The organism is Parafrankia sp. EAN1pec, assembly GCF_000018005.1.
GTDB classification, from domain to species: Bacteria; Actinomycetota; Actinomycetes; order Frankiales; family Frankiaceae; genus Parafrankia; species Parafrankia soli.
This window is the reverse complement of the sequence record NC_009921.1, coordinates 2,791,062-2,814,521: the sequence shown is the minus strand read 5'-3', so window position 1 is coordinate 2,814,521 and position 23,460 is coordinate 2,791,062. Positions and strand designations below refer to the sequence as shown.

Annotated in this window: 28 protein-coding genes and 1 pseudogene; 9 read left to right on the top strand and 20 right to left on the bottom strand. The window is 69.9% G+C overall.

Going from position 1 to position 23,460, the window contains the following annotated elements; translation table 11 throughout:
• The first annotated feature begins 122 nt into the window (after positions 1–122).
• Positions 123–563, top strand: coding sequence for a carboxymuconolactone decarboxylase family protein (locus FRANEAN1_RS11640; RefSeq protein WP_020459968.1), 441 nt, complete (start codon positions 123–125; stop codon positions 561–563).
• 161 nt (positions 564–724) lie between these two features.
• Entirely contained in the window at positions 725–1,708 is a 984-nt protein-coding gene (locus FRANEAN1_RS11635; RefSeq protein ID WP_020459967.1) for an ADP-ribosylglycohydrolase family protein, read from the top strand.
• A gap of 110 nt (positions 1,709–1,818) precedes the next feature.
• Here the strand turns inward: FRANEAN1_RS11635 and FRANEAN1_RS11630 are convergent, their stop codons facing one another.
• The 3 genes from FRANEAN1_RS11630 to FRANEAN1_RS11620 all read right to left on the bottom strand — a co-directional run bounded on the left by FRANEAN1_RS11630 (position 1,819) and on the right by FRANEAN1_RS11620 (position 4,770).
• Entirely contained in the window at positions 1,819–2,937 is a 1,119-nt protein-coding gene (locus FRANEAN1_RS11630) for a S8 family peptidase (protein WP_157472560.1), read from the bottom strand.
• Between the two features lie 175 nt (positions 2,938–3,112).
• Entirely contained in the window at positions 3,113–4,096 is a 984-nt protein-coding gene (locus FRANEAN1_RS11625) for a hypothetical protein (RefSeq protein WP_020459965.1), read from the bottom strand.
• Positions 4,097–4,236: 140 nt separating this feature from the next.
• On the bottom strand, positions 4,237–4,770 hold the full coding sequence (locus FRANEAN1_RS11620; RefSeq protein WP_020459964.1) for a peptidase inhibitor family I36 protein: 534 nt from the start codon (positions 4,768–4,770) through the stop codon (positions 4,237–4,239).
• Between the two features lie 283 nt (positions 4,771–5,053).
• On the opposite strand from FRANEAN1_RS11620, the gene FRANEAN1_RS43230 reads away from it, so the two are divergent.
• Together FRANEAN1_RS43230 and FRANEAN1_RS11610 are read left to right on the top strand one after the other, a co-directional pair.
• Positions 5,054–5,515, top strand: coding sequence for a hypothetical protein (locus FRANEAN1_RS43230; RefSeq protein WP_020459963.1), 462 nt, complete (start codon positions 5,054–5,056; stop codon positions 5,513–5,515).
• Positions 5,516–5,524: 9 nt separating this feature from the next.
• On the top strand, positions 5,525–5,971 hold the full coding sequence (locus FRANEAN1_RS11610; RefSeq protein WP_020459962.1) for a hypothetical protein: 447 nt from the start codon (positions 5,525–5,527) through the stop codon (positions 5,969–5,971).
• Positions 5,972–6,045: 74 nt separating this feature from the next.
• Here the strand turns inward: FRANEAN1_RS11610 and FRANEAN1_RS11605 are convergent, their stop codons facing one another.
• A complete protein-coding gene (locus FRANEAN1_RS11605; protein ID WP_347177092.1) occupies positions 6,046–6,807 on the bottom strand; it encodes an NAD(P)H-binding protein in 762 nt (253 codons plus the stop codon).
• Between the two features lie 61 nt (positions 6,808–6,868).
• Between FRANEAN1_RS11605 and FRANEAN1_RS11600 the strand changes: the two genes are divergently transcribed.
• On the top strand, positions 6,869–7,285 hold the full coding sequence (locus tag FRANEAN1_RS11600) for a helix-turn-helix domain-containing protein (RefSeq protein ID WP_041254040.1): 417 nt from the start codon (positions 6,869–6,871) through the stop codon (positions 7,283–7,285).
• Between the two features lie 12 nt (positions 7,286–7,297).
• On the opposite strand, the gene FRANEAN1_RS11595 is transcribed toward FRANEAN1_RS11600, so the two are convergent.
• From FRANEAN1_RS11595 to FRANEAN1_RS11560, 8 genes are all read right to left on the bottom strand, one after another.
• Entirely contained in the window at positions 7,298–7,816 is a 519-nt protein-coding gene (locus tag FRANEAN1_RS11595) for an SDR family NAD(P)-dependent oxidoreductase (protein WP_347177223.1), read from the bottom strand.
• Positions 7,817–7,867: 51 nt separating this feature from the next.
• Positions 7,868–9,052, bottom strand: a complete 1,185-nt coding sequence (locus FRANEAN1_RS11590; protein ID WP_020459959.1) for a lipid-transfer protein — start codon at positions 9,050–9,052, stop codon at positions 7,868–7,870.
• Entirely contained in the window at positions 9,049–9,489 is a 441-nt protein-coding gene (locus FRANEAN1_RS11585) for an OB-fold domain-containing protein (protein ID WP_157472558.1), read from the bottom strand. Before FRANEAN1_RS11585 ends, FRANEAN1_RS11590 begins: the two co-directional genes overlap by 4 nt.
• Positions 9,490–9,603: 114 nt before the next feature.
• Positions 9,604–10,818, bottom strand: a complete 1,215-nt coding sequence (locus FRANEAN1_RS11580) for an amidohydrolase family protein (RefSeq protein WP_020459957.1) — start codon at positions 10,816–10,818, stop codon at positions 9,604–9,606.
• Positions 10,819–10,973: 155 nt separating this feature from the next.
• Entirely contained in the window at positions 10,974–12,203 is a 1,230-nt protein-coding gene (locus FRANEAN1_RS11575; RefSeq protein WP_020459956.1) for a cytochrome P450, read from the bottom strand.
• 217 nt (positions 12,204–12,420) lie between these two features.
• A complete protein-coding gene (locus FRANEAN1_RS11570) occupies positions 12,421–12,831 on the bottom strand; it encodes a MerR family transcriptional regulator (protein ID WP_020459955.1) in 411 nt (136 codons plus the stop codon).
• A gap of 144 nt (positions 12,832–12,975) precedes the next feature.
• Positions 12,976–13,293: a zinc-binding dehydrogenase gene (locus FRANEAN1_RS43225; protein ID WP_020459954.1), complete on the bottom strand. Its 318-nt coding sequence runs from the start codon at positions 13,291–13,293 to the stop codon at positions 12,976–12,978.
• A 317-nt stretch (positions 13,294–13,610) separates the two neighbouring features.
• Positions 13,611–14,486 (bottom strand): NAD(P)-dependent oxidoreductase, encoded by an 876-nt coding sequence (locus FRANEAN1_RS11560; RefSeq protein ID WP_020459953.1) that lies wholly within the window; start codon positions 14,484–14,486, stop codon positions 13,611–13,613.
• Between the two features lie 173 nt (positions 14,487–14,659).
• On the opposite strand from FRANEAN1_RS11560, the gene FRANEAN1_RS11555 reads away from it, so the two are divergent.
• Entirely contained in the window at positions 14,660–15,118 is a 459-nt protein-coding gene (locus tag FRANEAN1_RS11555; RefSeq protein WP_020459952.1) for a carboxymuconolactone decarboxylase family protein, read from the top strand.
• Between the two features lie 41 nt (positions 15,119–15,159).
• On the opposite strand, the gene FRANEAN1_RS11550 is transcribed toward FRANEAN1_RS11555, so the two are convergent.
• Both FRANEAN1_RS11550 and FRANEAN1_RS36950 read right to left on the bottom strand, forming a co-directional pair.
• Positions 15,160–16,044 carry a sigma-70 family RNA polymerase sigma factor gene (locus tag FRANEAN1_RS11550; RefSeq protein ID WP_020459951.1) on the bottom strand — a complete coding sequence of 295 codons (885 nt, stop codon included), beginning with the start codon at positions 16,042–16,044 and terminating at the stop codon, positions 15,160–15,162.
• A 126-nt stretch (positions 16,045–16,170) separates the two neighbouring features.
• Positions 16,171–16,671 (bottom strand): response regulator, encoded by a 501-nt coding sequence (locus FRANEAN1_RS36950; protein WP_020459950.1) that lies wholly within the window; start codon positions 16,669–16,671, stop codon positions 16,171–16,173.
• 300 nt (positions 16,672–16,971) lie between these two features.
• Here FRANEAN1_RS36950 and FRANEAN1_RS11535 point away from each other — a divergent pair, with 300 nt between their 5' ends.
• Positions 16,972–17,277: a hypothetical protein gene (locus tag FRANEAN1_RS11535; protein WP_157472556.1), complete on the top strand. Its 306-nt coding sequence runs from the start codon at positions 16,972–16,974 to the stop codon at positions 17,275–17,277.
• A 185-nt stretch (positions 17,278–17,462) separates the two neighbouring features.
• The gene (locus FRANEAN1_RS11530) at positions 17,463–18,188 is read left to right on the top strand and encodes a hypothetical protein (protein WP_157472554.1); all 726 of its coding nucleotides are present in this window, start codon (positions 17,463–17,465) and stop codon (positions 18,186–18,188) included.
• Here FRANEAN1_RS11530 and FRANEAN1_RS11525 read toward each other — a convergent pair.
• The 4 genes and pseudogenes from FRANEAN1_RS11525 to FRANEAN1_RS11515 all read right to left on the bottom strand — a co-directional run bounded on the left by FRANEAN1_RS11525 (position 18,175) and on the right by FRANEAN1_RS11515 (position 19,881).
• Positions 18,175–18,582: a type II toxin-antitoxin system VapC family toxin gene (locus tag FRANEAN1_RS11525; protein WP_020459947.1), complete on the bottom strand. Its 408-nt coding sequence runs from the start codon at positions 18,580–18,582 to the stop codon at positions 18,175–18,177. The genes FRANEAN1_RS11530 and FRANEAN1_RS11525 overlap by 14 nt on opposite strands.
• Positions 18,579–18,704 carry a hypothetical protein gene (locus FRANEAN1_RS11520; RefSeq protein ID WP_347177091.1) on the bottom strand — a complete coding sequence of 42 codons (126 nt, stop codon included), beginning with the start codon at positions 18,702–18,704 and terminating at the stop codon, positions 18,579–18,581. Before FRANEAN1_RS11520 ends, FRANEAN1_RS11525 begins: the two co-directional genes overlap by 4 nt.
• Positions 18,705–18,718: 14 nt before the next feature.
• Positions 18,719–18,871 (bottom strand): annotated as a pseudogene (locus tag FRANEAN1_RS43220) (flavodoxin); the annotation flags it as partial.
• A gap of 95 nt (positions 18,872–18,966) precedes the next feature.
• Positions 18,967–19,881, bottom strand: coding sequence for a TIGR03564 family F420-dependent LLM class oxidoreductase (locus tag FRANEAN1_RS11515; RefSeq protein WP_020459945.1), 915 nt, complete (start codon positions 19,879–19,881; stop codon positions 18,967–18,969).
• Positions 19,882–19,961: 80 nt separating this feature from the next.
• Between FRANEAN1_RS11515 and FRANEAN1_RS11510 the strand changes: the two genes are divergently transcribed.
• A complete protein-coding gene (locus FRANEAN1_RS11510; RefSeq protein ID WP_020459944.1) occupies positions 19,962–20,549 on the top strand; it encodes a TetR/AcrR family transcriptional regulator in 588 nt (195 codons plus the stop codon).
• A 913-nt stretch (positions 20,550–21,462) separates the two neighbouring features.
• Here FRANEAN1_RS11510 and FRANEAN1_RS38490 read toward each other — a convergent pair.
• Together FRANEAN1_RS38490 and FRANEAN1_RS43215 are read right to left on the bottom strand one after the other, a co-directional pair.
• Positions 21,463–21,669, bottom strand: a complete 207-nt coding sequence (locus tag FRANEAN1_RS38490; RefSeq protein ID WP_083788202.1) for a flavodoxin — start codon at positions 21,667–21,669, stop codon at positions 21,463–21,465.
• Positions 21,670–21,880: 211 nt separating this feature from the next.
• Complete coding sequence (locus FRANEAN1_RS43215) at positions 21,881–23,407, bottom strand: diguanylate cyclase (RefSeq protein WP_347177090.1); 1,527 nt, start codon at positions 23,405–23,407, stop codon at positions 21,881–21,883.
• Positions 23,408–23,460: the final 53 nt, after the last annotated feature.

The following is a 23,460-nucleotide window of genomic DNA, read 5'->3' as shown; positions in this document are numbered from 1 at the left end:
CGCCCCGACGCAGCCCCGATCATGTGACCGGGAGCACATCGAGACGGTGTCACGGTGCGCCCCGGGACGTCGTCGTCGAGGTGGAACCATCCCACGGCACGCACGATGACGAGGAGGTCACCATGCAGCGCATGGACATGGCGAGCGTCGTACCGAACGCCTACAAGGCGGTGATGGGCCTGGAGAAGTACGTCCGGTCGACCGTCGACGGGACCGTGCTGGAACTGGTGAAGCTGCGCGCGTCGATCCTGAACGGCTGCGCGTTCTGCGTGGACATGCACAGCCGCGACGCGCTCGCCGCCGGCGAGTCGAGTCGGCGGCTGTTCGCGGTCGCCGCCTGGCACGAGTCGCCCTTCTTCAGCGAGAAGGAGCGGGCGGCGCTCGCACTGACCGACGCCGTCACCCGGCTCGGCCAAGACGGCGTCCCCGACGACGTGTGGGACGGCGCGACGAAGGTCTGGAGCGAGGAGGAGGTGGCGAACCTGGTGGTCGCCATCGCGACGATCAACGTCTGGAACCGCGTCGCGATCTCGACCCGCACCCAGCCTCCCGCGACGGTCTGACCGTCCGCGGCCGGCCCGGCCGCGGACGGCGAGGCGGATCGCGAGAACGGTGAACCGTGGCGGCTTGAGTGAGTCCATAGTGACACTCAGCCGCCGCGCATCGCCCCGGACTGCGTCGGGGCATCCGGGGGCATTGGGATGGCTGGCCGGGGGAGGGTGTCGTGACGTCCAGGGGCCAGACATTCGCGGGGGGGCGGGCTGGCGCGGCGTCCGCGGCGGGGCGGATCGCGGGGGCGCTGACGGCGTACGCGTGCGGCGACGCCTTCGGGCTCCCGTGGGAGGGGAGCGCACCGCGGGACGTCGACCTCCGGCGGGCCGCGGACATCCCGGCCCGCGGGCGGTGGGAGCGCGGCAGCACCTCCGACGACACGGCGCTGACTCTGCTCGTCGCGGAGCACCTGACCACCCACGGCGGCGCGGGTGATCCGGCCGCGCTGATGGGGACGCTGGCCGACCGGGCGGCGTCGATCTACGGGCTGGGCCCGAGCACGATCGCCGCGATCGACCATTTCCGCGCACACGGGAGGCCACCGGCGCGGGGTGGCCGTACCAACGGCGCCCTCATGCGGGCGCTGCCGATCGGCTGGGCGACCGCGCCGGAGGCGACGGAACGGCGCCGTCAGTGGGTGCGCGCGCTGTCGGCGATCACCCACCCCGACCCGGTCGCGCAGGCCGCGGCCGCCGTCGCCGCCGCCTGCGCATCCTGGGCGGTCGAGGGCGTGGACGGGCCGATGCTGCTGGCCGTGGCGGCGGCGGAGGCCGACGCGCTGGCCGGGCCCGCCGTGCTGGCAGGGGTCGACGCGGTTCAGTCGCTTTCCGCTCTGGTGAGGGCGATCGAGCGGGGACGGTGGGCACCACCGCCGGCCGGGGTCAGCCTCGACCCAGTGGAGACCCTCGGCGCCGTGTTGCACTGCGTGGCGACGCGGCCGACGCTCGGCGCGGCGCTGACGGCCGCGATCGGTCTCGGCGGGGACACCGACACGGTCGCCGCTCTCACCGGCGGAATCCTGGGGGGCCGCCACACGCCCGAGGAGATCCGCACGGAACTCCCCTGGAGCTCACGTGCCCTGCTCCCGCCCCGGGGCACGATCGACGTCCTCGCGGACGGCCTGGCCACACTGCGCGAGCCGGGCCCGGCGGGCTGACGCGAAGCGCGCCTCCCCCGCCGAGCCCGGCCTTGTACTGGGCTGCCTCAGGTTTTCAAGATCGTTTTTGCTCGAGGCGGAACGTCAACATTGTTGACTATCTTGATGGGTCAGAAGCCCGACCCGCGTGAGTAGAGCAGCAGGTTCGGCGAGCCGGCGCCGATGTTGGTCAGCGCGCCGCGGGTCGCGGTGTCCACGATCGCGTCGCGCACCTTGTTGGGCCCGGCGCCGGGATGCTGCTGCAGGTAGAGCGCCGCCACACCGGTGACGTGCGGGGTCGCCATCGACGTCCCGCTGATGGTGTTGGTGGCGGTGTCGGAGGTGTTCCAGTCCGAGGTGATCCCGGTCCCCGGAGCGAAGACGTCCACGCAGGAGCCGAAGTTGGAGTACGTGGTGTCCCGGCTGTCGGCGGTCGTCGTCGCCCCGACGGTGATCGCCCGGGGCACCCGCGCGGGCGAGATGGCGCAGGCGTCGCCGTTGCTGTTTCCCGCGGCCACCGAGTACACCAGGCCGGAGGCGATCGACTGCCGCACCGCCTGGTCGAACGCCCGCGACGCGCCGCCGGTCAGGCTCATGTTCACCACGGCGGGGCCACTGCCGTGATGGGCGGTGACCCATTCGACGCCGGCTATGACGCCGCTGACGGTGCCGAACGCGGCGCAGTCCAGAACACGCACCGAGACGAGCCGCACCGACTTGGCGACGCCGTGCGCCGTTCCCCCGGTCGTTCCGGCGACGTGCGTGCCGTGGCCGTTGCAGTCCTCGGTTCCGTAACCGTCATCGATGACGGAGAAACCGCCGGAGGCGCGGCCACCGAAATCCCGGTGGCTGGTGCGGATACCGGTGTCGACAATGTAGGCGGTGACCCTGGCGCCGGTCGAGGCGTACGTGTACGCCCGGTTCAGTGGGAGCTTGCGCTGGTCGATGCGGTCCAGGCCCCAGTCTGCCGTTCGCTGCTCGGTATCGGCCCGCACCACCTGGTCGGGTTCCACGTAGGCGACCTCGGGATCCGCCCGGACGGCGGCAAGCTGCGCCGGGTCGAGCTGCGCGGAGTACCCGTTCAGCGTGTGCTGGAACTCGCGGGTCACCTGGGCGCCGAGATCCCGAGCCCGGGTCGCGGCCGCCGCGGAGGCGGCCGCAGAGGGCGCGGATTTCAGCACCACGATGTAACGGCCGGTGAGGTCGGGAGGCGCCGCGGACGCGGCACCCTGAGCAGTTAACTGGGTCATCGCCACTGCGCCGATGAATCCACAGGTAGCCGCGGCCCGGAGTAGATGTCTCTTCACTGCTGCGTACTTCTCCTAACCCGGCCGGAGGATATCCGGCCTCGTCGCGCGTGATTCCGCTTGGTGGTTGGAAGCCGAACTTCGGTTCGCTTTCGCTGACTTCCTCGGGCTGGCAGGGCTAACCGAGTCCGAGGCTCCGCGCGACCTTCAGCTGGATCTCGTTGGTGCGCCTGATGCGCTCCAGCGGCTCCCGGTTCGCGGCGACCTCGGGGCGCTGGATCTCCGACTCGACGGTGAACCAGACGCCGACCAGATTGGTCTGCCGCTTACAGGCGATGTCCGTGGTCGCGACGGTGATCTCCGCCGCCGACACCGGCCCGCTGCGGAAACGCGGGTCGCCGGCGGCCGCCAGCGGCGTCGGGTAGTCGAAATGATGGCCGTGCATGCACCCCGACCAGGCCCGCAGCGCCGCGCGTACCCGGGGGTCACGTCCGGAGTCGACATAGCTGTCCTGGGCGAGCCGCTGGGCGAGGTACATGTCCTCGACCGGCGGTGCGCCCGCGGTCAACCGGCGCTGCGCCTCACCGGAACAGCCGCCGTCCGGCACGGCCTGGCCCGCGACCGTCCCACCGCCGGTCCCGGTGAGCACCTCCAGCGTCCGGGGATCGACCGGTCCCGCCGATCCCGCCGGTCCCCCGGGCTTCGACGGGCCGGACTCGGGATCGGCACCGGAGTCGGGACCGGGCTCCGACACCCGGAATCCGGTCGCCCTGGCCTGTTCCAGGTCGGTGATGCCGTAACGGCGCTCGTTCAGCGTGGCCGGTCCGTCCACCGCGCCGGACCGCTGCGGGCTGGGCAGCCCGAACCGGTGCATGCACTCGGCGAGCAGGATCCGGTAGGACCGCGCGACCGCTTCGGACTCCCGCGGCCCGAGCAGGTAGCGGTCGAGCGGAAGGTGCAGCGCGGCGCCTTCGAGCAGCGCCGGCGGGCTTGTTGCCGACACCGTGGCCGCCGGCTGCGGTGCCGCGGCACCGCAGCCGGCGCCGAACGCCGCCGGCACCAGCGCGGATGCCAGCAGGCAGCGCGCGGCCCGCCGCGGCCACCGGGCATCGATCCACCGGCGGGGAGCAGGGCACCGGTGGCGGTCCGCCCTGGAGGGCATCGAGTCTCCTCTCGTTCCACCACCGGACTCCGGCCGACGAACCCGGAGCCGGTCCCCGTCACCTGTGACGGGGACCGGCTCCGCACAGCGTCCCGTCGGCGGGAGCGGTGAAATCAGGACGGATCAGCCGTTGGTCCGGCTCAGATCCACTGGAACGACTCGACGTTGTTGCGGAACGTGCTGGTGAAGTTTCCCCCGCTGTTCGGGGCAATGGTTCCGTTGGTACCGGTGTAGTTCACGCCGGTGTAGACCCGAGCAGTCAGGTGGCGGTCGTAGTTCCAGACGGACTCCGAGTTGTTGCCCACCCAGGAGCCCTGGCCCGCACCCGGCGAGTTGAACTGGTTGTTGTTGAGGTTGCTGTCCGAGAAGAAGAAGTCCGCGTGGCTGCCCGAGTAGTTCTGGAAGTACCACAGGCAGAGGTCGCCGTCGCCGTTGCTGTACAGGTTGCAGGCGCCGTCCAGGTGCGCGGCGCCGACACCCCCGGTGCTGTTACGGCTGGCCTTGGTCGAGGCCGCCCCGACACTCGAGACGCTCGCCGGCGCGGGCGCGTCGACCTTCGGGCTGGTGACGGAGCCGGTGGCCGCGCCGGCCGGCTGCCCGACCGCGACCATTCCGGCCATGAAGGCCCCGCCGAACGCGATGGCCATGCCGCGACGAATGGCTGTTCTGTTCATGAAGAAGCTCCTTGCGTAGTTGGGTCGGTTCGTGCGTGCCGCTCCCGCGACGGCATCTGGATCACTCTCCGGAAAGTTGATCGAAATCGTTCACGCATCATTTGGCCGGGTGTCCCTCCGACCTGACCGCGAGATCGACCACGACTCGAACCGCCACCTGACGGACACATTTCGCGCCTGCCGCCGGATCACGTTTCGGCCGTAAACCACCGCCCGGATAAGTAGAACCCGTATGCGCGACGAAAATATGGGCGCGAGGCGGTCGGTGTCCAGGACGCCCACCATGGCGCGTGTCGACGGCAATGGCCGGCAGAATGTCACCGTCGCGCACGTGTCGCACACGTCCGGCCGAAACAGAAGGAAAGTCCGGATACGTTTGGCGATTTGGGGCGACGCGCCCGGGTTACGGCACGCATTCGAGGCCCCGGCCGCGGCGGAGAAACGCCTCGACGCCCGGCGCCACACGGCGACCTGTCGTGGCCGCGACACCAGCCGCCGCGTGGCTCCCAGTGTTCTCGCCGACGGCGACCCACCCCGCCGGCCATCGCAACGGGGCGATCGCCGCACGCGCGGCCCGCCGCCGACCGTGGAACCCGGCCCGCCACCGCGGTGCGGCGGCGACCAGAATGTCAAGGACTGCGCGACCGAGGACCAGATCAAGACTCTCATGAACAAGCTGGTCGAGTACTGGCCGTCCAAGGACGCGTTCATCAGGCTCGGCTGGGAGTTCAACGGCAACTGGTAGCACTGGAGCGTGCAGCCGGGCGACGCCGAGGCGTTCAAGGCCTGCTGGATCCGCTGGCACGAGGTGGTGAAGTCCATCTCGCCGGACTTCTACGCGATCAGTGACAACGGCCAGCTGCGTGACCCCGACAAGCGCGGGCCGCACGGCGAGCCGGTGGGCATCGGGGCCTGGGCGGTCTGGGTGGCCGAGAAGGGCGTCCCGCTGGCGGTGCCCGAGTGGGGCGTCAACGACCAGACCTGGGGCTCGACCGACCCGGCCTTCATCACGCAGATGCACACGGTGTTCACCAACGCCGCTGCGTCACCGACCGGGCTGGCCTACGAGTCGTACTTCGACGGGTCGACGGACTACAGCTGCAAGTTCACCCTGCACGACAAGGAATGCGGCTACGACTACCACCAGGCGGCCGCACAGCGCTACAAGGAACTCTGGACGGGGCCGTACGCGAGGTCCTGATCCGGGTACGCCGGGGCGGTGGCATCCCACCGTCCCGGCGTCCGGCGGCCGCCTGTTCGCGCCACGGCCCGCGGTCACCCGATTCCGGTGCCCGCCTCGTCCACGGTTGTTCTCGGCGCGGGCAGAACGGCCACCTGGGTCCAGTGCAGGGTCGGGGTCTCGGACTGATCCGCCACGGCCCGCGCCAGCTGGCCGTACCCGAGCACCCCTTCGAACAGGCGGTGGTCGACGGGCGGTTCGACGAGCGCGTAGCCCGCCGTGTCATCGACGCCATCGGCCCGCAGCCCCGCGGGTGGGGTGACGACCAACCAGTCGTGCGCCGACGCGAGGCGGCGTAGCGCGGGCAGCTCGCGGGCGTGGGCCCGTGCGAACGGCAGAAGCCGCGGCGGGAAGACCGCCGGGTCGTCCATGGCCGTGCGCCCGTCGGCCATGGTCAGCGTGGCGAACAGCCCGACCGTGATCAGCCGGGTCGCCGGCGACCCCCGCGCGGCGCCGACGACCCCGGCCACGACATGTTCGTAAAATGCCTCGTCAAAATCGTCGAACGCAGGCGGCGGCGCCGAAAAGGGCGTCACGGCGACTACGACGACATCGGCCTCGCGCAGAATCTCGACGAGGTCGGCGCCGCGGGTGGCATCCGCCTCTGCCACGTCGACCCCGAGGTCTCCGAGTGAGGAGTGTCGGCGGATGTCCCGCACCACCCCGGTCACTCGATGTCCCCGGATGACGAGCTCCCGGCTGACGGCTCGTCCGGCTCGGCCACCGGCACCGAGCACGGCAGCGCGCAGTTGAGCAGGTGGCCGGGGTCCCGTCCCCGCGGGCTGTGTTCCTGTCATGGTGGAGAAACTAGGGGATGGTGGGCCGGTTACCGCAACGTGACCGGCTACCCTTGGCGGAATGGAGAACGCGGCCGAAGCCCCGACGTTCGATCCGGCCTGCCCGATGAGCGCATTCCCAGTGCGGATCGGCGACAAGTGGACCGCGATGGTCGTCCTGTGTCTCGAGGCGCGGCCGCGGCGGTTCACCGAGCTCAGGCAGATCCTCGGCTCGGTGAGCGCGAAGGTCCTGACCGAAACCCTCCGTGCGATGGAACGCGACGGCCTGGTGAGCAGAAACGCCTTCGACGAGAACCCGCCCCGGGTCGAGTACCGGCTGACCGCCCTCGGCCGGTCGCTGCTGCAACTGGTCGACGCGGCCCGGAGCTGGGCCCGGGACAACCTCGACGACCTCCTGGCCGCCCGCCGGCACCACGACGACCTGCTTCTCCGCGGTCACGGCACCGTCCCGCACCCAGGCTCCGTCAGTTCTTCCTAGAGGCTTCCCTTCCTAGAATCTTCCCGGGGTGGCGAAGGTGCGAACGGCTTCGGCGCGGTCGTCGACTCTGGACCGGTTGATCGCGTTCTCGACGGACCGCTGCCCGCCGGCGATCCGCACCGGGCCGTTCGCGAGATTGTCCAGGGCCTCCTGCGCGGCCTCGTCGGCGGGCTGAGCGGCGTCCAGTGGGTACCCCAGCCGGGCCATCGCGGGAGTGGCCGTGAAGCCGACGCAGAAGTGGAGCACATCGACTCCGTACTTCTCGCACTCAATCCACAGCGCCTCGCTGAAGATGCGGCTGAAGGCCTTCGAGCCGCAGTAGGCGGCGAGCGACGGCGCGCCCATGTAACCGGCGCTCGATCCGGACAGGATTATTCCCCCGCGCTTCCGCCCGCACATGAGGCCGCCGTAGTGCCGGGCGAACTCGGTCTGGCCGAGGACGTTGACGGCGATGACCGCCCGGTAGACCTCTGGATCCAGCTCGACGAGGTCCCCGCGGACGCTGTTGGCCCCGGCGTTGTAGATGAGCAGGCCGATCTCGATTCCGACAAGCTCATGATTATCCTTCCGGATGGGCGCCGCTCACCAGCGGCGGAGCAGCACCCCGCCGCCCGGCGAGGCGCCGACCCCGGAAGCGTAGAGGGCGACGTCGGCGCCGGCCACCTGGTTGACGGCCGTCCCGCGCAGTTGCCGGACGCCTTCGAGCAGGTGGGTGATGCCCTGCAGATAGACCTCGGCGAGATTCCCGCCGTGGGTGTTGACGGGAATGCTGCCCTCCCGCCGGATGGCGCCCCCTTCGACGAACGGGCCGCCCTCGCCGATACCGCAGAAGCCGAAATCCTCGAGGCTCATGATCACCGACGGCGTGAACCCGTCGTAGACCAGTGCGACGTCGACGTCCTCGGGGCCCAGGCCCGCCCGTTGGTAGAGATCGCGGGCGGCTCGGCGGTGCCCGGTGCTGACGAAATCCTCGTCGACGGTGTTGAACGACGCGGTGGCCCACTTGTACTCGCCGGTCGCCGCGACCGCGCGGATGCGCACGGGTGGCTGGCGCAGGTCCCGGGCACGCTCGGGCGTCGTGATGATCACGGCGGCGGCGCCGTCGGACTCCATGCAGCAGTCCAGCAGCCGCAGCGGGTCACAGATCAGCCGGGAGGCGTGATGATCCTCAACGGTGATCTCCGTGCGGAAACGCGCGTCGGGGTTGTTCACCGCGTTGCGCCGCGCGTTGATGGCGACCTGCGCGAACTGCTCGGTCGTCGTGCCGTGCAGCGCCATGTGCCGGCGGGCCTTCATCGCGTAGATCGCGGCCGGCAGCGCCATGCCGAACGGCGAGGTGTAGGACGCCGACAGCGGAATCGCCTGCCCCGGCTGCACACCGGCGGCCACCGACTGCCCCAGCCGCGCCTGCTGGATGATCGAGCGCACGACCACGACGTGGTCGGCCAGTCCGGTGGCGACCGCGGCGTAAGCTCCCGCCACCGCGCCGGGCAGCCCCGAGCCACGACCGCCCCAGGTCATGCCGGCGTACCGCAGCTCCCGGGTGCCGAGCGCTACGGCCAGGTCGGCGGGCAGGGTCGGGTCGTCGCAGTAGCCGGCGAACCCGTCGATGTCCCTGGCGTCGAGCCCGGCGTCGGCGCAGGCGTCGTGGACGGCGTCGAAGGCGATGCGGGTCAGGCCGAGCGGCGCCAGCGAGCCGCGGGTTCCGTACTGTGAGTGACCGATCCCGACGATGCACGCGGCGTCCCGGATGAACCCGCCGCTCATGCCAGCGTCCGGAAGCAGGGCAGGGCCAGGCCGTCGTCGAAGGTCACCGGCGCGAGCCCGACCCGCTGCCCGACCTGGAGGTCGTCCTGGGTCCAGGCGTCGACGACGTTGCTGAGGATCCGCACGGGATCTCCCTCGGTGCCGTCCAGCGTGACGACGGCGACGTTGTAGACGGCCGGTCGCGGCTCGGTCGCCCGCGTCCGGTCGGGCACCCAGATGTAGGAGTACACGGTGCCGGTGCCGGGCACCGTCGACCACTCCCACTCCGGTGAGCTGCAGCGGTAGCAGCCGTCGGTGGGCGGGTAGCGGTGCGCGCCGCAGGACGCACACCGCTGGACGTCGAGGCGCCCGGCCGCGGCCGCCCGCCACATCCCCTCGTTGACCGGGGCCACGACAGGGTCGGGCATGCCGGCCGGCCGGTTGACAGCTTCGGTCACCGTTTCCGCTCGCTCCCTTTCATTCCGGACGGGTTGCACGCCGGACGGGTTGCACGCCAGACGGACTGCATGCCAGACGGACTGTGTACCGGCCGGGTTTCGCGCCGGTCGGGATCAGTCCTCGATGCCGAGCAGGCGCGCGGCGTTACCGCGCATGATCATGCGCACCGAACGCTCGTCGAGGCCGTCCAGCTTGGCCGCGAACTCCACCGGCCACAGGACCCCCTCCGGGTGCGGGTAGTCGGACCCGAAGAGCACACGCTCCGGGCCGATCGCCTCGACCAGGCCGACCACGTCCTCCTCGTAGAACGGCGAGACGTAGAGGTGCTCCAGGAGGATCTCGCTCGGCCGGCCGACCACCTCACCGCCCGGCCAGTGCCCCTTGCGCCCCATGTGCGCGGCGTGGTCGACGTCGTGCAGCAGCGGGACGACCCAGTTGACGCCGCACTCGAGCGCGACGACGGTCAGCCGCGGGAACCGTCCGAACAGGTTGTTCAGGACGTAGGACGCGAGTGTGTCGGCGACCGGCTTGCCGGAGACGAGGTACCACTGGAACGGCGTCTGGCCCTGCAGGGGCGGCGTCGGCGACTCGCCGAACTGCACGCCGAGCGTGGCCAGGTAGCGCGGGTCGGTGCTGTGGAAGACGAGCTTGACGTCCGCCTCCTGCAACCGCGACCAGAACCCGTCGTACATGGGGTCGACCGGGGAGCGGCCCCACAGCGGACCGGGCTTCATGACGACGACGCGGGCGCCGGCGGCGATGACCCGCTCGATCTCGGCGGTGGCCAGCTCGGCGTCCACCAGGGAGATCATCGGCGCTGTGATGATCCGGTTGTCCCGGTTGAAGCCCCACTCCTCGTCCAGCCAGCGGTTGTAGGCGCGGATGTTCGCGTAGAGCGCGGGGACGTCGTCGTGCAGCTCGTTCTCGGCCTGCAGCATCGCCGTGCCGAGCATCAGGCCCGCCTGGACACCCTGCTCGTCCATCTTCGCTATGCGCGCGTCGCGCTGCATCATGTCGGGGTGGTCCCAGCCGCGGATGATCTCGCGGTGGACGAAGCCGTCCTTGCTGTCGGGGTCGTCCAGCATCTGGCGCAGCGAGCCCGGCGCGCCGATGTAGTCGGTCTGGATCACCCGCATGAAACGGAACTGCCGGTCGCCGAAATAAAGCTTCCCGCGGCCCTTGGCATCGACCCGAACGTTGATGGCCCGGTCGGCGAAGGCCGGTTCGATGAGGCGGGTGAAGCAGTCGTACGGCTCATAGTAATGATTGTCGGCGTCGATCAACGGATAACCGAGATCCGGACGAGCCTCGGGGTTCTGGATACTCACGAGGATGCTCCCAACTCAATGCGCCGCCAACCCGTACTCGCAGCACGTGGAATTCTGGACACCGGAACGGACAGGGCAGCACGAAAGCTCGTCCTCACCGGGCGGAGGAACTCGGCCGCGCGCGACGGTCTTCCCCATGTCATGGCATTCCCCCGTCATGTCTCGGCGCGGGCAGGCGCCCGCGTGGGCGCGAGGCACACCCTTAGCTCGTCGAGCCCGTTCCCCTGCGGGGACAGGTACGGGACGGGCGACGTCCCCGGCTCCAGCGTGATCGCGCCCACCAGGCCGAGGAAGGTGTCCACCATCGTGACGCCCGCCTGACGGGCGACGGGCGCGCCGAGGCAGAGGTGGGCACCCCACCCGAAGGCCACGTGCGACGGCTGGTCCCGACGGTCGGTGCGGAACTCGTCCGGGTCGGGGAAGACCGTCGCGTCACGGTTCGCCGAGGCCAGGCTGAGCAGGACCTTCTCCCCCGGGGCCACCGGGACGTCGGCGATCGTCGTGGCCTCGGCGCACAGCCGCGTCAGGTGCATGCTCGGCGAGTCCCGGCGCAGCGACTCCTCGACGACCACCGGCACCAGCGAACGGTCGTCGCGCAGCGACTCGAACAGCCCCGGCTCACGGGTCAGGGACGCCAGCGTGTTGCTCATGAAGTTCGCCAGCGTGTTGGTGCCGGCCGAGACCACGCTGAACAGGATCATCCGCTGCTGCGTCCGGGTCAGCGGCTCGCCGTCGATCTGCGCGTCCCGGACGCGGGCCAGCACACCGTGCTGCGCCGAATCCGTCGCCGGGGCGGACGCGAGCCGACCGTCGAGATAGGCGAGAACATCCGGATAGCACTGCTCGAAACCGGCACCGCGCTCGTTGCGGTTGGTGAACGAGAATCCGCTGCGCACCATGTCCCGGATCCACTGGCGCCACTGGGGGGCGTCGTCCTCGGGAAAGCCGGCGACTCGCATCATGAGCCGGCTCGCGAGCGGGATGCTGAACTCGTTGACAAGCTCCGCGCCGCCGCGGCCCACCAGCGGCGTGAGCAGTTCGGTCACGAGAGCGCGGATCGATGGTGCCAGCTGCTCCGACTGACGTCGCGACAGCAGATCAAGGAGCAGCCTGCGTAACTCGTGATGCTCGGGCGGGTCGTACTCGAAGAAGAAAAAGCGGTCCTCGGGCGGTACCGTCACCCCGGGCGCGCGGGCCGCGTGGGAGTTACGCAGGGCGGGCTCGTGCAGGGTCGCGCGGACGTCGGCGAATCGGGTCACGGCGATCATGCCGGAGGACAGCCGGGCAACCGGACACCGTTCGCGCATGTCCGCCATCACAGCGTGATGACGCTCAGCCTGCGCCAGGTCGAACGGATCGAAGTCCTCGAAAGCCTGAGTGGACATGGCCCTCCTCCCACCGGAACCCACACCCGTGGGGGCCGCGACGCCGGGCTAAAAGTAAGCACACACTCACTTCACCGTCAAGGCGCAAACGTATCCGGCAAGCGCTCGGAAGGTAACAATTCGGCAACGTAACGTCACGGAACACTAGTCGAGCGTCCACGCGAACTCGGGCAGCTGACCCGCCACTGTTCGCGAAAGATCAGCTGTTCGCGACAGATCAGGTCGCCGCGGACCTCGACCACTCCACCGAACCCACCTCGGCCGTGTCCGCTGCAAGCTCGGGAAGCCGCCGGGCCAGTCGGTACCGGAGCTCTGTCAGGGCATCGATGCGTTCGTCGAGTGAGGCAAGACGCCGAGCGGCGACCGCGAGCGCATCCTGGCACATGGGTGCCGAACGGAACTGGTCGGGCAGCGGGCGGTCGAGAAAAGCAAGAAAAGACCGGATGTCCTGCAACGTGAAGCCCGTCGCGAGCAGTTTGCGGATGTTCTCGACCCGCGTGACGTCTTCGCGGTCGTAACACCGGTAACCGCTCGCGGCGCGCTGTGGATTGAGCAGGCCCTGCTCCTCGTAGTAGCGCAGCGCCCGGGTCGTCGTCCCCGCCGCGCCCGCCAGCTCGCCGATCCGCACTGCCACCACCTCCGCGGACAACCGTAGCCTGACAGGTCTATCCCGGGAGCCGAACGACGACCTTGCCGGTATACACACCGCCCAGCATGTCGATGAAGGCCTGTGGGGCGTTTTCCAGCCCGTCGACAATCGTCTCGTCAAGGGTCAGGCTGCCGTCACGGAGCCATCCGGCGACGTCGGTGTGGGCGGCCCGGTCGCGCCGATGCCGCCGTTCTGCGCCGCCAAAGCGCCACACAGCACGATCCGGCCGTGCGGTTTCATCACCTCGATCGCCGCCTCGAGCTGCGCGCCGCCGGTGTTGTCGAAATAGACGTCGATGCCGTCCGGAGCGACCTCCCGCAGCCGGTCGGCATGCCGGCCGTCGTGATGGTCGAAAGCCGCATCGAAGCCGAGGTTCCCGGTCACGTGGGCGGCCTTCGTCTGGGAGCCGACACTGCCAACGACGCGACCGGCGCCTTTCAACCGGGCGATCTGGCCGGCCAGGCCGACCGAGCCGACCCATGCAGTCAGGTAGGACCCGAGATGCGCCGACAGGGTGGGAAAAACTCGGTCGTCGATGGCGCGCTGGCCGGCACTGGTCGAACCTTCAGCCCATCAGGCTGGCGACCGTTGCTCGGCGCAGACCGGGGGCCACGAGATCAATGCGGGCGATAAGGATCTTTCTGGTTCGACCCATCGAGAGGCGAGCTGGTCCATGGTGACTCCGATGGCTGCGTAGGTCGCGGTGGCTCAGCAGCCGTGGGAAAGACGGGAACGATCCGCGGACGGAGTGGAGATGTTCAGGGCTCAGACGCGCGGAAGTCGAGTGCCTGGATGGCCTCGGCCGCCCTGGTGAATGCGGCAGCCTGCTCGGGCACGACCCTTCCCAGTGGGGATGCCGCCACCTGCTCCCACACCGCCGCCATCGCCTGGAACAGCTCCGGCGACAGCCCCGCGGCGTCCTGCGTCACGGCGATCTCGCGCATCTCGGCGACATAACGGTGTGCCTTGCTTGCCGATAACGCAAGCCAGGGCCCCAGCTCGGCGACCTGCTCGGGAAAACTCGGCGCGAGGTCATCAAGCATCGCGTCCAACACGCCGGCCGTGTTCGCGGTGACGGCGGCGTGCAGAAAGACTGCCGCGAGACCCTTGTAGACGCTGGCGGTGCTCATCTTCAGCGCGCTCGCGACTCCGGCCGCTCCGGAGAGGATGCGCGTATCAAGCCGGGGATGGACCAGGTCGGCGATCTCCGTCGCCCGCGGCCCACTCACGTACAGCCGGGTCCGGCCGCCGCCCGCCCGCGGATCCGGCGGCCCGCCCGAGATCGATCCGTCGACCAGGTCCAGCCCGTCCAGGGCCCGCTCCAGGCGCCGGACGGTCGCGGGGGCAACAGCGTTGAGATCCGCGACCAGCGGCGAGACGCCCCCTGAGACAGCCGACCGCCGGATCATCCCGGCCACCGCGAGCGCCTCGCCAGGCGGAACAACAGACAGAACGACGTCCGCCGCGCCAACCGCCTCCTCCAGGGAGCCGGTCAGTTCCAGTCCGTGGGCGAGCGCGCGGGTCCGGTCTGATCGGCCCGCCACGCAGGCTATGACTCTGGCACCGCCCTCGACGTAGCCGCGCCCCAGCGCCGAGCCCATCGCGCCAGGACTCACGATCGCCACTGTCACCATCCGCCGTCCACCTTCCGTGCCCGGAGGTCTGTGCGCCTAGGCGGTGGTCGCCACGGACACGAGTCCACGGTTCCGCTGCAGAGGCACCGTGCGCGTTACCTTCCGTCGATTCAATCCGTCATAGCCGTGACTCGTCAGTCAAATGGGCAGACGCCCCAGGAGGAGAGTTGACGATGCAATCACGGATGACCAACCCGGCGATGTTGCTCCCGCACGCGATGGAGGCGATCCAGAGCCTCTACAAAGCGATGAGCACGGGCGGAGTGCCACAGCGGACCCTGGAGCTGGTGCATCTGCGAGCCAGCCAGATCAACGGCTGCAGTGCGTGCGTGCACGCCGGGGTGGCCGGAGCCACGAAGGCCGGCGAGAGCTCGGACCGCCTGCTCGCGGTGGCGGCGTGGTACGAGTCGCCGCTGTTCGACGACGCCGAGCGGGCCGCCCTCGCCCTCACCGAGGCGGCCACCCGGCTCAGCGACAGACCCGGTCAGGTCACCGACGAGCTCTGGGACGCGGCCCGCGGGCACTACGACGACAAGCAGCTCGCGGCGATCATTCTGATGATCGCGACCACGAACTTCTTCAACCGGATCAACACCACGATCAGGGAACCGGCGGGTGCCACCTGGGGCTGAGGAAGCGCGGCGGCCCGGGCTCCGCTCGGGCCGCCCTGCCGTCAGCGTTCGAAGGCGGACAGTTCGAGCCGTCCCAACCGGTCGACGTCGGCGAGCACATCGATCGCGGCGATCATCCGTCCCCGGACGATGAATCCCATGATCGAGACTGCCCGGCCGTCCAAAGTTACGACCACGCCAGCGGCGCCGTTGACCAGGGCCGGGTGAACCTCCGCGTCCGGCCGGGCGAACATCAGCGCCCGGCCGGCGACCGCCGCCGCTCCCCGGAGCACCGTAGAGGCCTGTGGCCGGGCAGCGCCGCCGTCCGCGCGCATCTCGACGTTCGGTGCGAGGAGCGCGACGAGCGCGTCGAAGTCACCTCCACGGGCCGCTTCGAAGAACGCGCGGACCGCTTCGTGCTGTTGGGCCAGGTCCGCTTCCGGCAGCGGCGCGCCGGCCCGGATCCGTCCCCGGGCCCGGCTCGCCAGCTGTTTGGTGGCCGCCGTCGACCTGCCGAGCATCGCCGCGATGTCATTGAACGGCACCGCGAACATGTCGTGCAGCACGAAGGCCAGCCGCTCGGCAGGGGTGAGAGTCCCCAGGACCACGTGCAGGGCGAGCCCCACCGACTCGGCGAGCAGTGCCTCCCGCTCCGGGTCGACACCATCCGCCGGGCCCACTATCGGGTCCGGCACGTGGACGTCCAACGGCTGTTCTCGCCGTGTGCCGCGCGCCCGCAGCATGTCCAGGCAGACCCGGCCGGTGACCGTGGTCAGCCAACCGCGCAGGTTCGCCACGTCGCTGGTGTCGGCCGAGCTGAACCGCAGCCAGGACTCCTGCACCGCGTCGTCCGCCTCGTGCGGCGAGCCGAGCATCCGGTACGCGACCGAGCGCAGATGCGCGCGGTGTCCGTCGAACCGCGCGGCCAGCCAGTCCTGTCCAGTCATGATCGCCCTTGTCTCGCCACCTGCCGTCACGACCCTGACGCGGATGATCAGGCCGACGTAACACGCGCGTCGCCGCGCCCCGGCCTCCGGTTCGGCCGTCCGGGAGCCGGCGCGGTCCGGATCTGATCACTCGGTCACGTGCGGCCACGCCCCCTGCCGCGGTGGCTCCACCCTGTGCGCCTCCCCGGCCCGCGCAACGAGCCGTTCGCCGGCCAGCAGGGAAAGCACGCGGTATGGCGGGCGCCGTGCGATCATGTCGCCGTGGTCGACCGTCTGCGCGTGATCCTCGTGGACGACCATGAAATCGTCCGCCAGGGCGTCCGCACCATGCTGGAAGCCCACCCGGACATCGTCGTGGTCGACGATGACGTACAGGTAGGCGAGTTGGGGCCGGGCCCGGATCTGGTGGCACAGGTCGGCGCCAGCGCCGTCCGGCAACCCCCAGTCGATGAAGATCAGGTCGTAGGGCGCCTCGTCGAGCGCCGCGAGCGCGACCGCGCCGGTCGGAGCCGACTTCGCCTGGTATCCCGCGGCTAGCAGGTCGCCGCACAGCCCGGACGTCAGCTCGCCGACGCCGGCCACCAGCGCCTGAATTCCGGCGTCCGGCGCCCAGCGCGTCGCGTCCATGTCAGATGTCCTTCTCTCCAGGGACACTCAACCCTCACCACCGGCGGCGATGCATCTGATGCTCAGTTGCAGGATCCCTCCGGCGAGCCGGCGGGAACACACCGAACAGCCCATTCTGATGCGGAACCGCGACCACGGGGTGACCATGGACGTATCGGACGTGTTCGGCCCGGCCGCGCCCTGGGCCGTCGCAACCGTCGGTGTGTTAGCGGCGTTCCTGGTCGCGGCGGCGTTCTGGCAGGGGCGGCCGAATTCCGGCGGAATCTTTGGGGTCATCCGCTCGGGCGCGGCTCGGAGGTCGTGGTCGATGACATGAACCGCGCGCTCGACCAGCTCGAGGCCCATTCCTACGACGTCATCATGCTGTCTCTGGTGCTGTCCTCGATGCCGGAGCCGCCCGACTTCGGCGCGTTAAGAAGGCTGCTCCGGCCGGGCGGGTCGCTGATCGTCACCGACATCAATCCCGGATACACCCGGGACAACCCGCTCTACAAGGTCTGGGTGGACGGTGCCGTCGTGGCGTTGCGCATCACGCCGGTGGACCCGTTCGAGGTGATTCGCCGGGCCGGCGCGGCCGGTCTCGGGCGGCGGAGCAGAAGACGATAGGCGAGGAGAGCCTGTACTACTCCTTCCTACTGGTGTTCACGCCGGACCCGGTCCGGCCCCCTTCGGCGCCGCGCCGAAGCGTCGGCCTGATCCTCGTCACGGCACTGACGCCGGCCTTGGCGCGGCGTCGCCCCGGCCGGGCCCTCGTCCTCGGTGCCGGCGACCCGGATGCGGTGGCCGCATACATGGCCGACGTCCTGCAGTCGTCGGTCTATCCCGACGGCTTTCCGCACCAGTACCGGCTGCTCTACCGGCCGGACTCGATGGACCTCGTGATCGACTATGAGCTGCCGACCACCGACGTGATCCCCGAACAGCGCTCGTTTCGCTACGTGAAGAAGACCGACGAGATCACCGTGGCAGCTCGCCCGGTACGGGAACGGCGGGACCTCTACCGCTCGCTCGTCGCTCAGATCGCGCTACGCCCGATGCGGGAGGTGTTCGACGGCGAGGGTACAGACATCTTGGACACGGTAGTCTTCAACGGCCATTTCTCCACCATCGACCGCGCCACCGGCCAGGAGATCCAGCCCTGTCTGGTCAGCGTCAGTGCCACCCGCGAAGAGTTCACCGGGCTGGTGCTCGCCCAGGTCGATCCCACCGAATACCTCAGGCGGCTGAACGCTCTGGTCTCGCCGCACCCCTACGACCTGGAGCCGGTGCGACCGGTCGGTGATTGGAGATGGTGGAGAGGTGCACCTCCTCGACGCCCCCGTCGTCCTCGGCGCAGGCCCCGTCGGCCGGTCGGTCGCGGCTGCGCTCGTGGCCCGCGAGATCCGTCCGCGCGTCGTCACCAGATCGGGGACCACGATCGACGGGGCCCAGCCCTGCCAGGCCGACGTGGCCGACTCCGATGCGTGAGGACGCGAACCGGGTCAGTGCGTGCCACTCGTCGCTTCACGCGACAATGACGACCTTGACTCCGACCGCGTCATAGGTTCCGCGCGCGCGTGCGTCCCTGGTCGCGAGGGCCAGCCCGTGCTCCCTGGCGGCCAGAGCCACCAGCCCGTCGTACACCGCGCCCCCGGCAATCCCGAGGCGGCCCAGCGTTGTGTGAACACTCTGGGCTACCGGGCCAGTCAGCGTAAGCGGTGCCGTGAATCGCGCATCGAGCAGGCGTGCGGCGTCCGACCCGGACAGTCTCGCGTCGCCCGGCATTCTGGTGAGTACCGAATAGGTCTCCGCCAGAGCGTGCCCACTCAGCGTAAGCTCCCGCCCCGCCCACCATCGCACCACGTCCTCGTGCTGCACATGCGAGCGAACCAGGAGCGGGACCGCGACACTCGCGTCGACCGCGATGGTCACCTGCGACCGGCGTCGACGAGGCCGAACAGGATGTCGTCATCGACGGGCGTGTCTCCGGCCGACACGAGCACGCCGTTCTCCCCGACGAGGCGCGCAGTCCTACCGGCCGGCACGACCTGCACACCAGCGCCGTAGTCGGATAGTAGACACAATCGAAGAAGTGCTTGAGCGCGCCGCTCATGTAGCCGATGTTCGCGGGCATTCCCAGCAGGTAACCATCGGCGGCGAGCACATCGACGGCCGTGGTGGCCAACGCTGGCCGCACCTGCACCGCCACACCCTCGATCGCCAATGCCAGGCCGGCCCAGGCAGGGCTCAGGTAGGCGGCGCCGAGACCGGCCCGGGCGAGAGCGACGAAGGCGGCGATCCCGCCCGGTCCTTCGGCTAGTCCCGGTCGGCCTGACGCCACCGTCCGAGCCACTGCAGGGTCCGCCGTCGATCTTCAGTGCCGCCGACGAGACTGACCAGCAGATCGGTCACCCCGGCGTCGGCGAACTGCCGGATCGACGACGCGACGGTCGCCTCATCTCCCGCGATGACCGTCTCCCCCACGGCCGACCTGCCGTCCCGCGCCAGGATCGTGCGGTAGGCCGGGAAACTGGCGGCGAAGCCCACCTGTGCCTCGACCGTCTGCCGCGCCCCTTCCGGATCGGCGGTGATGCTGATCGGGACGCCGGCCACGATCCGCGGGGCGGGCCGTCCCGCCGCCGCGGCGGCGCGTGTGATCGTCGGCACGACATGCCCGGCGAGGGCCTCGGGACCGGCCCACACCGTCACCGTCCCGTCGGCGAGCTCGCCGGCGACACGCAGCATGACCGGGCCAAGCGCGGCCAGCAGCACCGGGACGGCGGTGGCACCGGGCACCTCGACCTGCCCGGCCGCGGTCAGGAAGGATCCGCGATGCTCGACGGGCTCCCCGCGCAGCAGCGGGCCCAGCACGGAGAGGTACTCCCGGGTGTGCCGCGCCGGTTGGTCGTAGGAGTGGCCGAAGGCGCCCTCGATGAAGTGCCGGTGGCTCGGCCCGACCCCGAGGGTGACCCGGTGACCGGTCGCCGCCTGGGCGGTGAGCGCCTGCCCGGCGAGCACGAGCGGATGGCGGGGATAGGTCTGGACGACGGCGGTGCCGAGCTCGATGCCCGGCACCCGCTGCCCCGCGAGCGCGGCGACGGTGAGCGCGTCCCACGCGGTGATCTGGCTGAAGAAGGCGCTGTCGAGGCCGGCTTCGGCAGCCGCGCGCGCCTGCCCGATCATCTCCTCCAGGGTGGAGCCGGCCCCGCCCACGTAAACACCCAACCGCATTGACGCCTCCAAGATGAATCGGATGTTCCGCTTCCCCTTGGACAGTAGTCTGAAGGCTCAGATTCCAGGGGAGCCAGACTGTGCGATCCGATGCGCGACGCAACCGTGAGCTGATCTCCGACGCCGCCCGCGAGCTGTTTACCGAGCGTGGCGCGGCTGTCTCCATGGAGGAGATCGCAAGCGCGGCCGGGCTCGGGGTGGGGACGCTCTACCGGCACTTCCCCGATCGGGCCGCCCTGCTGGAGACCATCGCGGCCGACACCCTCGAGCGCTTCCTCGCGTTCGGCCGCGCCGAGGCGGCACAGGACCTCTCCGGCTGGCAGGTCCTGCTGCGCATCATCGAGCACTGCACGACGCTGCCGCTGGCCCTGATCAAGACCCTGGCCGAGGGGGTGGTCACCGCACCGACGGTGGTCAGCCTGACGGCCGAGGCCGACACTCTGCTCGCAGCCGTCGTCGAACAGGCTCAGCGGGAGCGGACACTGCGCCCGGATATCCCACCCCATGAAGTCGTTACACTACTGAAAGTAATGGTCTGTCGGCCGGGAGCCCGCGCCGACGACCACCTGGTCACCGTCATGCTCGACGGCCTGCGGGTGGGCGTTCCGCCGCAGGCACCGACTCCCGGCCCCGATGACGCGGTCCTCGCCGCCGACCCGCCCGCCTGACCGTGCCCGCCTGACCGCGTCCGGCTGTCCAGCCGGCCGGCGTATCGCGGTGACGCAGAGGGCGGTCACGTGTTCGCGAGGGCGCCCGTACTTTCCTCGCCGACGGTCCGGACGCCGTAGAGGCGGACGGCGCGGCGCCGGAAGGCCGGGCCCCAGACGTGCCTGAGCAGCAGCCGCAGGGAAGCGGCACGAGCGTGAGGGCTTCGGCACGGGTCGTCTCGTCGGCGGCCATGTGGCTGATGCAGACCGTCTCCGGCGGCGCCTTCGGCACGACCGGGGCGTGGCTCGCCTGGCGCCAGCCACGCCTCGCCGTCGGCTGCCTGATGCTGGCATCCGGCGCGTTGCAGGCGGTGTCGTTCGCAACGGTCGAGTACTGGGTCTGGGCCGCTGCCCGCGGCCCACAGGCGTTCGGGGCGACCACCGCCCTGTGGCTGGCGCAGTGGACCTGGATCATCGGCCTTTTCTCCGTCGCCCTCGTGCTGCCACCGCTGCTGCCCGACGGCCGGCTGGTCTCGGACCGCTGGCGCTCGGCATTCACCCTGGCCGTCCTGGCCACCGTCGCCGAGGGAGTGCGCTGGGCGCTGGCACCCCCGTCGGTGTGGGCGGCGACGCTGCCCACAAGCCTGCCTCGGGATGATCTACGATGCTCTCCGGCGCGGCCGGAGAGAGCGCGGCTGAGGACGTCATTTCTTTTCTCCCCTTGTGGGCCCGGGGCCTTTCCCCGGGACACCGAGTCCCAGCCCGGGCCCCAGGCCAACCCCCATGCCACCGACGTCGCATCAGCGATCAACCACTCCATCGGCAGTCGCATCAGCCTCCGGGACAAGCCGAGCAGAGCGGAGCGACCGAGGTCCACGGCAAAGAGCCGTCCGGCCCGGCCTGCACGGAGCAGGGCCGCAGCGCATCGTCTACATCACAAGGCTCGCGGGGCCGTGGCGCCGAGATCCCAGCAGGCCTCGCGGTCCGCAGCGGTCAGCTCACCGACGATGGTGATCGGCTCACGCAACCGCTTCCATTTCAGGCCAGTCGTGATGGTCTCGACGCCACGGACCGCACCTGCAATGTCACTGTTGCCATGGACGTACAGAGCATAGGGCCAGCCACCCGCCGCCTCGAGCACGGGATAGTAAGTCCCGTCGCAAAAATAGCATCAACAAAGGTGCTCGGTTGATCACGAGACACCAGTGTTCTACGCGCGGGGACGTCGTCAGCCATCCGCGTAGAGATCCGACGGGCCCGACAAACATGATGTCCGGTGACTCGGCGGCGGCTGTCGCCAACCCATCTGTTGAGGTGCGACCCGCGGGCCCTAACTAGCCGAGTTTGGCTCCTTACCGCCGGTTCCCGTTCCCGTAACCAGCCCGGCCGTCGGCGTCGCCATTGCGGTGAGGCTGCGGCCGACCAGGCAGTGCGGCTGGCGGTCCGAAGAACTGTCCTTGTCCGAAGCGGCAGCCATGGTGCGCCAATGTGCGTGCCTGCTCTCGGTTCTGGACGCCGGTGGCAACGACCGTGAGACCGAGGTCCCTGGCGAGGGCGAGCAGTGCCCGGCGGAGCAGGTCGGCCCGGTTGGCGCTGCCCGTCAGGCCGCCGGCGTAGGAGCTGTCGAACATGAGTATCTGGATCGGCAGCTCGTCGAGCGCCAGAAAGGTGCTCTGGTTCCTGGCGATGGCGTTCAGCGCGAGGCGCAGGCCACGGGTGACGCATGTCCGCAGGCTGCGCGCGGCCTCCTCGTCGAGGCACTCCATGTCCGTAAGCTTGAGGATCAGGGCCTGGGCGGGGAGGCGGGAGGCCACCAGCGCCGCCTCGACGTCGGGCAGTAAGTCACCAGCCGGCCTCGCCGCCGAAACGCCGACGCAGACGGCGACGTTCTGCCCTGTCTGCCTTCGGTAGTGGCCGATATCATGGCAAGCGCGGCCGAGGATCAACTGTTCGAGCTGTGCTCTTAGCCCCACTCCGGTCGCGACCGTGACCGTCTGCTCTGCCGTGAACGACCCGAGCGTCGGATGGTGCCAGCACGTTGAAGCCTGAAACGCGACCGTGTGATGGTGTATCAGATCGACGATCGGCTGATAGAGGACATCGATGACGCCGCCGGCGGGATCGCCCCGCAACAACTGGGACAGCGCGAGTTGCGCCGTCGGCGACCGGCCGTGAGCGAAGATGTCAGGATCGTAGACGACCAGACTGTTTTTCCCCCGCCGCTTGGCTGCGTACATGGCGAGATCCGCCTGCTGGACCAGATCCTCGGCACTTATCGAGGATCCCGGCACGGTGACTGTCAGGCCAAGGCTCGCGTGAATGGCGCACGGTTGCCCGGCAAGAAAGCACGGTGCCCGGACCACCGCGGCCGCCCTCTTGCCGACCGCCTCGGCGTCCGCGGCATCGTCCGCCAAAAGAACCGCGAACTCGTCGCCACCGAGACGGGCGACCGTGTCCGAGGGCGGTACGCAACCAAGCAGCCGCCGAGCGGTTATCCTCAGCAATTCGTCCCCGGCCGGATGACCCAGGGTGTCGTTGACACTCTTGAAGTCATCGAGATCGCAGAAGAGCAGAGCCAGCCGGCCGCGGGCTCGCCGAGCGACCGCCTCTTCCACCCGGTCACCGAACAGCACACGGTTCGCCAGCCCGGTCAGCGGGTCATGGAGTGCCTGGTGGCGCAGCTGGCGACGGCTGCGCTGAACCCTGTCCAGCAGCTTCTGGTTGTCCGCCAAAGTCAGCATCTGCCGGATCAGCACCATCAGCACGAGCGCGAAGATACCGTATATTTCGATCGGTTCGACCCGCGCCTCGGTTGACATCTGAATGACCGCCAGCACGCCCAGCGCGGACAGCGGAACGTACGGGAGGAATATCCTCACCCAGCGTACGCCGGGTCCGGCCCGCCAGCCAGCCCACCGGACGCGCCACGAGT